The following is a 12,116-nucleotide window of genomic DNA, read 5'->3' on the forward strand; positions in this document are numbered from 1 at the left end:
AATGCAAAATAGACGGCTCTCGTCACACGAGAGCCCTCCAAATTAAACAATTTTTATATAAAAAAGCCTCCTGCTTATCAAGCAAGAGGCTTCCTTATTAATGACTGCCATGTTCCTCAGACTCATGACTGCCGTCTTGGTTCTCAGTTTTCGGGGCGTCGTGCTTATCATGCTTAGCATGACCAGCAGACATGACCCAAACAGAACCGATGACGATGACGATTGCCACGAATGCGCCAAATAGTACGTTCCCTATTTGAATACGTCCGCTGAATCCGCCCTTTCTCGAATTCTCCGTCACGTGCATGAACATCAATAGCTGCAGGGCAGCCTGCAAAAACGCAAATCCAAAGATAATGATTAAGATCCAAGTAACGGATAAATCCGTTCCCAATGCAATCCATAAGGCGAAAAGGGTGAGCACAATAGAAAGAACGAATCCGATTAAATGCTTCCACGGAAATCCGCCGTGTTCTGTAGCCGCAGATTTATTAGCCATGCTGCATCACCATCCCCATCAAATAAACGGCTGTAAAGATAAAGATCCATACGACGTCTAAAAAGTGCCAGTAAAGACTGGAGATGAAAACTTTTGCCGAAGTGGCTGGAGTTAGACCTCGACGAGCCACTTGAATCAAGATCATGATGACCCAAAAGATACCGAACGTTACGTGGGCACCGTGAGTACCTACCAAGACAAAGAATCCTGACCATGCCGCACTCGTTCCGATATTTGCTCCCTCATGGATAAAGTGTAAGAACTCTTGAATCTCGAAATATAAGAATCCGAGACCTAATCCAAGTGTAACGATCATCCATGTCATTAAGCCTTTTACATTATGGCGGCGCATTTCATGAATCGCCAGTCCACAAGTAAAACTACTTGTGAGAAGCAAAAACGTTTGAATCAAAAGACTCTTGACTTCGAACAGAGCACCAAGAGCTGGACCGTCTGCTATACGGTGTGTTAATACCATATACGTTGCAAACAACGTTGCGAACAATGCAATTTCTGCCCCTAGGAAAATCCAGAAACCGAGGATGTTTAATCTCCCCGTTTCTGAACGATACTCTAAAGGCGTGTTGGGGTCGTGTGTTTCTGCATGTGCCATTTTTTCACGCCTCCTTAATTAGAAATCTTTTCTGTTTTAATAATTTCTTCTTCACTTACATAATATCCATCGTCATACTCGAATGAGCGGTAGATCAATGTTCCAAATACACCGATGAGTCCGAGTGCACCCATCCACATCCACTCAAATACCATTCCGAATCCAGCGATAAAGAAGAATGACGCCATGATGAACGGTACGCCTGAGTTGCTAGGCATGTGAATCGGCTTAATATCTTTTATCGTTAACTTCTCAACTTTACCTTCTTGTTTCTGTCTCCAGAAGTGATCCAGACTCTTAACTACTGGAATTTTTGCAAAGTTATAGAATGGAGGCATTGCTGATGGAGTTGACCATTCTAATGTACGGCCATTCCAAGCATCTCCATGCGTCTCACGTTTCGCGTAACGGAAGCTGTAGTACATGTTGTATACAAGAATTAAGAACGCAACACCCATCATGAATCCACCGATAGTTGAGACCATGTTCAATGGACCCCAGCCTGATTCTTCACTGTACGTGTATACACGTCTTGGCATTCCATCAAGACCAAGGAAGTATTGCGGGAAGAAACAAATGTTAAATCCGATCGTAAACAACCAGAATACCCATTTCCCGATACGTTCGTTCAGCTTATAGCCGAACATTTTCGGATACCAGTAAACAAGACCTGCGAAACATGCAAACACTGTTCCTGCAATCAGCACATAGTGGAAGTGAGATACAAGGAAGTATGTGTTGTGATACTGATAGTCAGCAGCTGCCATCGCAAGCATGACACCTGTCACCCCACCGATTACAAAGTTCACGATAAATCCTAGTGACCAGAGCATCGGGGTCGCAAATTCAATTTTTCCTCTGTACATCGTAAACAGCCAGTTAAAGATTTTAACCCCTGTCGGAATACCGATCGCCATGGTTGTAATCGAGAATACAGAGTTTACTACTGCTCCTGAGCCCATTGTAAAGAAGTGATGGACCCAAACCAAAAAGCTGTATCCAGCAATTAGAAGCATAGACCATATCATCGCCTTATAACCAAACAACGTTTTTCTTGAGAAAGTAGAGATAATCTCTGAGAACATACCAAACGCTGGTAAAATTACGATATAAACTTCAGGGTGTCCCCATAACCAGAAAAGGTTGGCCCAAAGCATATCCATTCCTTCCCCTTGAAGCGTAAAGAAATGGCTTCCGAACAAACGGTCAAATGTCATTAAAGCAAGTGCTACCGTTAGGATCGGGAAAGCAAAAATGATAATAACCATTGTTACGAGTGATGACCAAGTAAACATCGGCATACGGAATAATGTCATTCCAGGTGCACGCATTTTAAGAATCGTTACAAGGAAGTTAATACCCGTCAGCAATGTACCGATACCGGCAATCTGCAGGCCTAGCAAGTAATAGTTCTGACCAGGTCCCGGACTCATTTCGTTACTTGCGAGTGGCATGTAACTCGTCCATCCTGCTGATGGTGATCCACCAATAATAAACGAGATGTTAAACAGCATTGCACCGATAAAGAACGTCCAGAAACTTACTGCGTTCAAATAAGGATAGGCTACGTCTCGAGCTCCAATTTGAAGAGGAACGACGACGTTTATCAAACCTATCAAGAACGGCATCGCCATGAAAATGATCATGATCGTTCCGTGTGTTGTAAAAATTTCATTGTAGTGCTGTGAATCAAGGAACTTCGCCTCAGGAACCGCGAGCTGAGTACGCATTAATAACGCATCGACCCCGCCTCGGAAAAGCATGAGCACAGCTGAAACAATATACATAATTCCTAGTTTTTTATGATCAACAGTTGTGAGCCATTCTGTCCACAACCACTTCCATTTTTTAAAATAAGTTAGGTAAAACAGAATACCCGCTGTTGTAAGGGCAATAGAAACATCCGCCCCATAAATCAGTGGATCTCCTGTTACGAAAAATTCATCCCATTTCATTATAAAATGCCTCCTCTGTTAATGGGCATGTGAATCCCCATGAGACTCCGATTCTTGTTGTTGTTTCTCTTCTTTAAGCTTCTCTTCTTTAAGCTTCTTTCGTTCTTCTTTTGCTTCTTTCGAATGCGGAACTTTCGGCTCGTAGCCTAATCGTTCACGTGTTTTAACTGCATAATCAGCTTCATCAGCATGATTTACCCACTCTAAGTGAGTAGATGAGAAAGTCATTTCCTTTACATGACCAGGAAGCATCAGCTTGTCATACTGCTCCTTCGTTAATTCCGGAGCACCACTTTTCGTTTCATCCGCCCACTTGTCGAAAGCATCGTCAGTTAAAGAATGAACTTCAAAGGTATGATCTGTGAATCCTTCTCCAGTAAAGTTGGAGTTTCTGCCTTCAAACGTTCCCTGTTCATCTGCCTGCAAATAAAGCTCTGTTTCCATGCCCGCCATGGCGTACTTTTGGCCACCTAAGGCTGGAATCCAAAACGATGCCATTGAATCAGCTGATGTTAATTTAAATAGAACAGGTCTGTCTTCTGGGATATGAAGATAGTTAACCGTTTCTATATCCTGTTCTGGATAAGAGAACACCCATTTCCAGTTCACAGATGTTGCATGGATAACTAATGGTTTTTGATCTTTAGTCTCCTCGGGAGGACCCTCTAGAGAATAGATTGTTTTAACTGTTGGTATAGATAGGGCAATAACAATAATAATAGGAATGACCCACCAAATCGTTTCAAGCAAATGACTGCCTTCATTATCTGGATCATAGCCTTTATGATTTTTGTGGTCTCGATACTTATAAACGATAAAAGCAAACAACCCATAAACAACTAGTAAGATAAATGTCATAAAACCAATCGAATACAAAATAAGGTCCTTCTGCTGTTCACCAACAGGTCCCTTTGGATCTAGAACCACCATATTGCTGCAGCCGCTAAGCATAAACACGGCTATGATTACCCCGAATGTTAAAAACGGCTTTAACCGTCGCATCACTATGTCCACCTTCCTCTCTCTATTTAAAGCATTCTTTTAAATGAACTATATTTTTAAACCCTGAATGCATTGTGAAGTATATCACAATGTTTTTCGCACACAAAACAAAAAGTATGAAACCTGTGCCCTCATCATATCAAAACGGCTGATCAAGAAACCTCTAACCATAGAAGTGTCACGAGAATTTCAAATAAAGCTCACAACTTTATCACAACTTCGCCATACAATGTTCACGATTTTGGAAGAGCCTTCTTCTATTGGTAACACGGGATTCTTTTTTTAAAATTTCAGTTTATAATTTGTACCCTATTTGAGGGGCGTTCACACCTTTTTAAGGTCTATTTACAAAATAAAAAAACGATCCCGCTTCAGTGAGCGAGACCGCTTTTTTAAATGATGTCTTAAGCACTTACTTCGACTTGGTTACCATTGTCATTGTAAACGTCTGTATCTAATTGCTTCTGCACTTTACTGGTTAATAATCCAGAGGTCATCGCACCGCTAACATTGACTGCCGTACGGCCCATGTCAATCAATGGTTCAACAGAAATCAATAAACCTGCAAGCGCAATCGGTAGGTCCATAGCGGAAAGCACAAGAATAGCAGCGAACGTTGCACCGCCTCCAACTCCTGCAACACCGAAAGAGCTTAATGCGACTACGACAACTAACATCAGTAAGAAGGACGGTGTTAACGGATCAATTCCAACTGTTGGAGCAATCATTACCGCTAACATGGCAGGATATATTCCGGCACACCCATTCTGGCCGATTGAAAGTCCAAATGATCCCGAGAAGTTTGCAATTCCATCAGACACACCCATACTTTTTTGTGTACGAATCGTTAATGGAAGCGCTCCTGCACTTGTGCGTGACGTAAAGGCAAATGAAAGTACAGGAAATGCTTTTTTCATATACGTAATCGGATTTAATCCCGCAAACGTCAGAAGCAGCAAATGAATCCCAAACATGATCAGCAATGCGACATACGATGCAATAACAAACTTGCCAAGCTTTGCGATTGCTCCCATATCACTTAGGGCTACCGTTTTAGTCATTAATGCAAGTACCCCGTACGGTGTCAAGCGAAGTATCAATGTAACAACGCGCATGATTACGGAATAAAACGCATCCACTATTTTAGCAAAAAGCTCTGCATGTTCTTCTTGTTTTCGTCTCACACCAAGGTAGGCTATGCCAATAAAGGCGGCAAAAACAACAACCGCAATCGTCGACGTAGGTCTAGCTCCTGTAAAATCCAAAAACGGATTTGCAGGTAAAAGTGACAGAATCTGCTGTGGAAGTGTTAAGTCTTTCACTTCTGTAAAAGTACCTTCTAGCTGTTCGCCACGAGCCGTTTCAGCTTCACCTTGTTCAATCTGAACCGCTTCTAGATCGAACGCTACAGAAGTTCCAATCCCTACAACAGCAGCAATCGCTGTTGTACCTATAAGAATTCCGATAATCAATCCGCTTAATTTTCCAATGTTGCCTTTTAGATTCAAACGCGTGAATGCTGCAAGGATTGAAATAAACACGAGTGGCATAACGATCATTTTCAAGAACGTTACATAACCACCGCCAACAAGGTTAAACCATTCTGTAGACTTTGCTGCCACTTCAGAATCAGCACCATAACCATATTGAAGTCCAAGACCAAAGAGAATTCCTAATCCAAGGCCCGTAAATACACGTTTAGAAAAGGAAACGTGCTTTTTTTGCATGTAATACAAAACACTTAAAAGTATAAACATAATAGCAATATTCGATAAAACCAAATAGGTAGTCACCTACAAGTCCCCCCTTTAGTTAACTAAATCAAATTAATACAATTAAACCTATCTGTCAAGTAGGATTAATTTAGGTTAATTTTATAACTCACCTCCTTTTACACAAAAAAGGCCATTTCTTCTCAAATAAAAAGAAATAGCCTTAGTGTATGTGTGCTTCAATTTTTGTGAGTTTATTTAGTTGTGTTTCAGATATATTCTTGTTCCAAAGAAATTATGCGTTTTTTATATGGCATATTCCTATGAGCAGGTGCTAAACTTGCACAAACCACCGGCCCCATCCTTCAAGCCAAAAGTCCCAAATAATCGAAGGACTATTCTCCTGCTCTTCACAATACATTGAGTGAGGGAAGAAAAATGGAATGGGGGTTATTATGTATGACACTTTATGAAACACTTGTAGTGCTTCATGTTATCGCAGCTGTTGCCGGTTTGGGTGCCAGCTTTGCGATGCCTGTTGTATACAAATTTGCAAAAACCGCCAGTCAGGCACAGTTCGTTCTTCATTTGAACAAGAAAATTGAAACCCTTCCGAAGATTGGCAGTTTATCATTGCTTGCAACAGGCCTTCTGCTTGGCGCGTTAAATACTGCGCTCTTTAACGAAATCTGGTATATCTCATCACTTGTGATTTATGCGTTATCCCAAATTATTGTAATTGGCATCATACCTAAAAAACAAAAGGAAATGGAAGACATTCTTGCCTCACATGAGGGCGAGGAACTGCCAGAATCTTTTCGGACTGTCAACAAACAGCTCGATCCATATGTATACCTTCTTCACAGTTTGGCTTTTGTACTCATTTTTTTAATGGTGGTAAAACCGTTTTAACTCCTCATAAAAGCGCTCACTCTTGGACACAATACGGTGTAAAGAGATGAGGAGTGAAAAAACATGTCACGCGGCAAATCATTTGAACATAAAAAACAAGGTCACCCTGGCCGTTTCCCTAATAACACCCTTCAGAACAGACTGGTTCAAAAAAACGATGAAACAGATTCAACGTCACTTGTAACAAAAGAAGCTTTTAAAAACCGGACGGAAGACAACGAATAAGATTGGAAGCACTCTTGGAATATTCATCCTTGGGTGCTTTTTCATTGTCACGATTCTCTCTGCACCTATTGAGTTCTTTCCCCATTCAATACTATAATCAAGAGGGTACAAATTACTGACAGAAATAGGTGTTATATAGATGAGTATTTTAACGGTACAAAACTTAAGCCACGGTTTCGGCGACCGGGCAATTTTTAACGATGTTTCTTTCCGTCTTTTAAAAGGTGAGCATATCGGATTAATCGGTGCAAACGGAGAAGGTAAATCCACCTTCATGAATATTATTACAGGCAAACTTAAGCCAGATGAGGGTAAAGTGGAATGGGCTAAAAAGGTACGTGTCGGCTATCTCGACCAACATACCGTTTTAGAAAAAGGAATGTCGATCCGCGATGCATTAAAGAGTGCGTTTCAGTATCTGCTTGATATGGAAACGGAAATGAACAACATGTATGAAAAAATGGGAGAGTCTACGCCTGAAGAGCTCGAAAAATTGCTTGAGGATGTTGGGGTTATCCAGGATACTCTTACGAATAACGACTTTTACGTGATCGATGCTAAAGTAGAAGAGATCGCACGTGGTCTTGGGCTCGACGATATCGGGCTAGACCGTGACGTTCATGACTTGAGCGGTGGTCAGCGTACAAAAGTCTTGCTTGCCAAGCTTTTATTAGAAAAACCCGAAATCCTTCTGCTCGATGAGCCGACCAACTACTTGGACGAACAGCATATCGAATGGCTGAAGCGCTATTTGCAGGAATATGAAAATGCGTTTATTTTGATCTCACATGACATTCCATTTTTGAACAGTGTAATCAACTTGATCTATCATATGGAAAATCAGGAGCTGAATCGCTATGTTGGCGACTACGACCATTTTAAATCCGTTCATGAGATGAAAAAATCTCAGCTGGAGGCTGCTTTTAAGCGCCAGCAGCAGGAGATTGCCGGGTTAAAAGATTTCGTAGCTCGCAACAAAGCACGTGTTTCCACTCGAAACATGGCGATGTCCCGTCAGAAAAAGCTGGATAAAATGGATGTTATCGAACTGGCAAAAGAAAAACCGAAGCCCGAATTTAACTTTAAAGAAGCACGTACACCTAGCAAATTGATCTTCGAAACAAAGGAGCTTGTCATCGGTTATGATGAGCCATTGTCTAAGCCGCTCAACTTGCGTATGGAGCGCGGTCAAAAAATTGCTCTCGTCGGTGCGAACGGTATCGGTAAAACAACATTGCTTCGCAGTATTTTAGGTGAGATCAAACCTGTTTCCGGTTCAGTAGATCGCGGTGAAAACTTAGAGATCGGCTATTTTGAACAAGAAATAAAGTCAGCTAACTATAACACGTGTATCGAAGAAATCTGGAGTGAGTTTCCTGGATTCTCACATCACGAGGTTCGCGCTGCACTTGCCAAGTGCGGTCTCACAACGAAACATATCGAGAGCAAAGTGGAAGTGCTAAGCGGTGGTGAAAAAGCGAAGGTTCGTCTTTGTAAGCTGATTAACCACGAAAATAATGTTCTCGTGCTGGATGAGCCGACAAACCACTTGGATGTCGAAGCAAAAAATGAACTGATGCGCGCTTTGAAAGCTTTCAAAGGAAGCGTTCTGCTCATTTCCCATGAGCCGGAATTTTATAAAGAAGTCGCAAACGACGTATGGAATTGCGAAAGCTGGACGACGAAAGTGTTTTAGTGTTACCTCCCTCCCTTTTTAAGGCGGGGGTTTTTTATTTTGGAATTGGAAGTGTGTAGGTAGCGGATTTTCTTAACCCTGTTGGTGTTAAATTCATCGCGGAGAGGAGTTTTTTAGCGGATGATCGTGATTCGATATGCAAAAATTCTCGTATATCCTTATTTTTAGCAATCGGGTCGAACAAAAGTGCATAGTCTTGTAATGCCTTAACATGTGCATTCATAGATTTGGTCGAGCAGTGTTTGCAAAACCAGTTTCTCTTGATCCGCACCATAGGTATCGTATTACAAGAAGGACAAGAGACACCTGTTAGTATGTCACCTGTATTGATATGGTAACTTTTTAAAATATCAGGGTTATGGGGCGTATGTTGCTTGTTTAGGAGAGAGGATAATTTGTTTCTTTCCTTATTCAAGAGTAAAGCTTCTTCGTGTAATTTTTCATAGTTATTAATTTTTTTTGCTAAGTTATTTCCTCGAATAATTTTTTGTGCTTTCTTTCCGTATTTTGAAGATGTTCTTATATACGATTTTTGATTTGTAATTACAACGAGGGTATAGAGAGGAACAGAAGGAAGCTTATGTGCGGCAAGCCATTCGGCAAAATACTTGGCTTGAAGTTCTACCTGATTTATTGGGTCTGGAAACGTCTCATCTACTCCGTCTCTTGTACGAATGATTTGATCAAATTGATGGTCAAAATATAGATTACCAATGAGGTTCTTTACTTCTAGCAACACACAAAATCGGCTGTGGACAATTAAAGAATCGATTTGGAAGAAGAGATCTTTATTTTTATCTCTTGGAAGTCTTAAATCCTGGAAAATATCGTAGTGATCGTTAAGCAAGTCAGTCAAGTGAAAGTCTAATGACATCTCACCTTTAAATCCAGCATTCACTTTTACAAAATCTCCTACAATCTGTTGTTTTTTAGTATGATTTGGTACCATTCGTTCAAGCAACACTTCAAGTTTTAACAATTTTATTGGTTTGGATCTAGCCTTTCTAATCAACTTATCACCTCTTCCTTACATATCAACAAAAATACCAACAAAAAAGAGTTCTTTACAAGTTAGCAAATTACCTTCTATAGAAGCGAAAAAATTTATGAGCCCTAAACGGAGATTTATGATCCTTCAAATTTTTTTATGATCCTTCAAAAAAGTTTATGATCCTTTAATTTTTTTTATGATCCCTCAAATTATTTTATAGGCTTTTCGACACTTATCGCCCCCCATTAAAAATCTGTAACTCATTCACTGCCCGAGTCCCTCCTCATAAAAAAACCTCCTGCCGTAATAGCAAGAGGTAATCAATTAATTATTCAGTTCTTCTACGATCAGGGAAAGCTCTTCCCAGCGCTCCATCGTTGTCTCAAGCTCTGTTTCGACTTTCTTTTGTTCCGCAAAAAGCTCACTGATCCGTCCAAAATCGCTTCCTGCAGCAACGATGTCAGCCTCTAGCTGCTCTTTCTTTTCTTCGAGCTGCATAATCCGGTCTTCAATGGTATCCCACTCTTGCTGCTCTTTATAAGATAGCTTCTTCCGCTTCTCTTTGCGGGGCTGACTTGCAACACTCTCTGCATCACTTTCTTTTTTCAAAGAAGCAGCTAGCTCATCTCGTTCTTTTTTCTCATCCATATAGTCCGAATAGCTGCCCTGAAAGCGAACAACCTGACCCTCTCCTTCAAAAGCAAGCAGATGATCGACTACGCGATCAAGAAAATAACGATCATGAGAAACGGTCAAAACAACGCCAGGGAAATGTTCCAAATACTCTTCTAGAATCCCCAGAGTCTGAATGTCCAGATCGTTTGTCGGCTCATCCAAAAACAACACGTTAGGCTCTTCCATAAGCACTTTCAACATATAAAGACGGCGCTTCTCTCCGCCTGACAGCTTTCGAATGTAAGTGTATTGCATATACCGTGGAAAGAGGAATCTCTCCAGCATTTGTTCTGCCGTAATGGACTGTCCATCAACCGTACTGATAACCTGTGCAGTTTCCTTCACATAATCTACGACTCGTAAATTTCCATCAAGCTCATCATGATCTTGGGTGTAGTAGCCAATTTTCACCGTTTCGCCGACATCTATATTCCCGGAATCAGGCTTCATTCTGCCTGCCAGCATATTTAATAGCGTCGTTTTTCCGCTCCCGTTAGGACCGATGATCCCAAGCCGCTCGCCAGGAACTATCAAATAATCAAGATCCTTAACGAGCTGTCTGCCATCCAGACTTTTCGACAGAGCTTCCACTTCGATCACTTTTTTTCCGAGACGATGTGAGCCTATTGCAAATTCAATGGATCCTTTTACGGCCGGGCCAGACTCTTCCTGCAGATTCTCTACCCGCTGGATCCGCGCTTTTTGCTTTGTCGAACGAGCTTTAGCTCCTCGCCGTAACCAAGCTAATTCCCTCCGCAGCGTGTTTTGCCTTTTATCTTCATTCTGCATGGCGATTTCTTCACGTTCTGCCTTTTTTTCCAAATACGTTTCATAATTGCCCTCATATGCATAGAGGCTGCCGTTATCCAGCTCGAAAATGAAGTTCGTTACGCGATTTAGGAAATAACGGTCATGGGTAACCATGAGCAAAGCACCTTTATAGCTCGCTAAAAAGGTTTCCAGCCATTCCACCGTTTCATTATCAAGATGGTTTGTCGGCTCATCCAAAATAAGAAGGTCGGCTGGTTGAATCAATGCTTTTGCAATCGCAACACGCTTTTTTTGACCACCGCTCAAATGCTTTACTTTACGTGAAAAATCGCGCAGTCCTAGCTTTGTTAATACGGTCTTAGCAACCGTGTTGGCTTCCCATGCTTCATATTCGTCCATTTTTTGCTGTTGTTGCATTAATCGCTGCAGCTTTTTCTCATTTGAAGGATCCGCTTCAAGATCGATTAAAGCTTGTTCATAATCGCGCATCGTTCGCATAATGAGAGATTCACCATAATAGATCTGGTCCAGAACAGTAAGCTCCACTTCTAGTTCAGGCTCCTGAGCGACGTACTCGATCTGAAACTGATTGGCGTGAAGGATGGTGCCCTTTTCTGCAGACTCCAGTCCAGCAAGTGCTTTTAATAGAGATGACTTGCCCGTTCCGTTCGGGCCAATTAAGCCGATTCGTTGTTTTTCGCTTATGGAAAATGAGATTTCGTCAAAGAGCGTTTTCTCACCATATGTTTTATATAATTTTTCTACTTGTATAATACTCAAACAAAATCATTCCTTACCGTAAAAGTCTTTCTTCTATTGTAGCTCAACCCCGTCAGAATAGCATCTTTGCCTAATGATTTGGGTTCTGATGCTATCTTTGTTATAGTGTTTATATGTCTGAAAAGGAGTGGGCACGTTTTAAAGCTCAAAACGGATGCCGCTATTTTCGCCCGTAGTTCGGCTTGGCTTTTATCTTGTTGTGAGTACCGACCGCAAAAATCGGTGCTATATTCTTGCGTTTTTTACCGCGCTTTTAACTTCAAGTTTTTTTCACTCCTCTATGCT

Annotated in this window: 10 protein-coding genes; 3 read left to right on the forward strand and 7 right to left on the reverse strand. The window is 41.3% G+C overall.

Annotation, left to right across the window (positions count from 1 at the left end):
- Positions 1-97 precede the first annotated feature (97 nt).
- The 5 genes from qoxD to KUV80_RS15875 form a co-directional block, all read right to left on the reverse strand.
- Positions 98-499 carry a cytochrome aa3 quinol oxidase subunit IV gene (gene qoxD / locus KUV80_RS15855; protein WP_222463726.1) on the reverse strand — a complete coding sequence of 134 codons (402 nt, stop codon included), beginning with the start codon at positions 497-499 and terminating at the stop codon, positions 98-100.
- Positions 492-1,112 (reverse strand): cytochrome aa3 quinol oxidase subunit III, encoded by a 621-nt coding sequence (gene qoxC / locus KUV80_RS15860; protein ID WP_222463727.1) that lies wholly within the window; start codon positions 1,110-1,112, stop codon positions 492-494. Before qoxC ends, qoxD begins: the two co-directional genes overlap by 8 nt.
- 14 nt (positions 1,113-1,126) lie before the next feature.
- Positions 1,127-3,067 (reverse strand): cytochrome aa3 quinol oxidase subunit I, encoded by a 1,941-nt coding sequence (gene qoxB / locus KUV80_RS15865; protein ID WP_222463728.1) that lies wholly within the window; start codon positions 3,065-3,067, stop codon positions 1,127-1,129.
- Positions 3,068-3,085: 18 nt separating this feature from the next.
- Positions 3,086-4,072 carry a cytochrome aa3 quinol oxidase subunit II gene (gene qoxA / locus KUV80_RS15870; protein WP_338083515.1) on the reverse strand — a complete coding sequence of 329 codons (987 nt, stop codon included), beginning with the start codon at positions 4,070-4,072 and terminating at the stop codon, positions 3,086-3,088.
- 401 nt (positions 4,073-4,473) lie between these two features.
- Positions 4,474-5,826, reverse strand: coding sequence for an L-cystine transporter (locus tag KUV80_RS15875; protein ID WP_222463844.1), 1,353 nt, complete (start codon positions 5,824-5,826; stop codon positions 4,474-4,476).
- Between the two features lie 414 nt (positions 5,827-6,240).
- On the opposite strand from KUV80_RS15875, the gene KUV80_RS15880 reads away from it, so the two are divergent.
- The 3 genes from KUV80_RS15880 to KUV80_RS15890 all read left to right on the forward strand — a co-directional run bounded on the left by KUV80_RS15880 (position 6,241) and on the right by KUV80_RS15890 (position 8,614).
- Positions 6,241-6,693: a DUF2269 family protein gene (locus tag KUV80_RS15880; protein WP_222463730.1), complete on the forward strand. Its 453-nt coding sequence runs from the start codon at positions 6,241-6,243 to the stop codon at positions 6,691-6,693.
- A 63-nt stretch (positions 6,694-6,756) separates the two neighbouring features.
- Complete coding sequence (locus KUV80_RS15885; protein WP_222463731.1) at positions 6,757-6,918, forward strand: hypothetical protein; 162 nt, start codon at positions 6,757-6,759, stop codon at positions 6,916-6,918.
- 139 nt (positions 6,919-7,057) lie between these two features.
- On the forward strand, positions 7,058-8,614 hold the full coding sequence (locus KUV80_RS15890; RefSeq protein ID WP_222463732.1) for an ABC-F family ATP-binding cassette domain-containing protein: 1,557 nt from the start codon (positions 7,058-7,060) through the stop codon (positions 8,612-8,614).
- 34 nt (positions 8,615-8,648) lie between these two features.
- On the opposite strand, the gene KUV80_RS15895 is transcribed toward KUV80_RS15890, so the two are convergent.
- The gene (locus KUV80_RS15895) at positions 8,649-9,626 is read right to left on the reverse strand and encodes a nuclease-related domain-containing protein (protein WP_222463733.1); all 978 of its coding nucleotides are present in this window, start codon (positions 9,624-9,626) and stop codon (positions 8,649-8,651) included.
- A 303-nt stretch (positions 9,627-9,929) separates the two neighbouring features.
- A complete protein-coding gene (locus KUV80_RS15900) occupies positions 9,930-11,831 on the reverse strand; it encodes an ABC-F family ATP-binding cassette domain-containing protein (RefSeq protein WP_222463734.1) in 1,902 nt (633 codons plus the stop codon).
- Positions 11,832-12,116 lie beyond the last annotated feature (285 nt).

This window comes from Fictibacillus nanhaiensis, assembly GCF_019801215.1.
GTDB lineage: Bacteria > Bacillota > Bacilli > Bacillales > Fictibacillaceae > Fictibacillus > Fictibacillus nanhaiensis_C.

Excerpts from the sequence above, each read along its gene's own strand:
- qoxD (WP_222463726.1), bottom strand. The coding sequence starts at position 499 with ATGGCTAATAAATCTGCGGCTACAGAACACGGCGGATTTCCGTGGAAG.
- KUV80_RS15875 (WP_222463844.1), bottom strand. The coding sequence starts at position 5,826 with ATGTTTATACTTTTAAGTGTTTTGTATTACATGCAAAAAAAGCACGTT.
- qoxC (WP_222463727.1), bottom strand. The coding sequence starts at position 1,112 with ATGGCACATGCAGAAACACACGACCCCAACACGCCTTTAGAGTATCGT.
- qoxB (WP_222463728.1), bottom strand. The coding sequence starts at position 3,067 with ATGAAATGGGATGAATTTTTCGTAACAGGAGATCCACTGATTTATGGG.
- KUV80_RS15880 (WP_222463730.1), top strand. The coding sequence starts at position 6,241 with ATGACACTTTATGAAACACTTGTAGTGCTTCATGTTATCGCAGCTGTT.
- KUV80_RS15885 (WP_222463731.1), top strand. The coding sequence starts at position 6,757 with ATGTCACGCGGCAAATCATTTGAACATAAAAAACAAGGTCACCCTGGC.
- KUV80_RS15890 (WP_222463732.1), top strand. The coding sequence starts at position 7,058 with ATGAGTATTTTAACGGTACAAAACTTAAGCCACGGTTTCGGCGACCGG.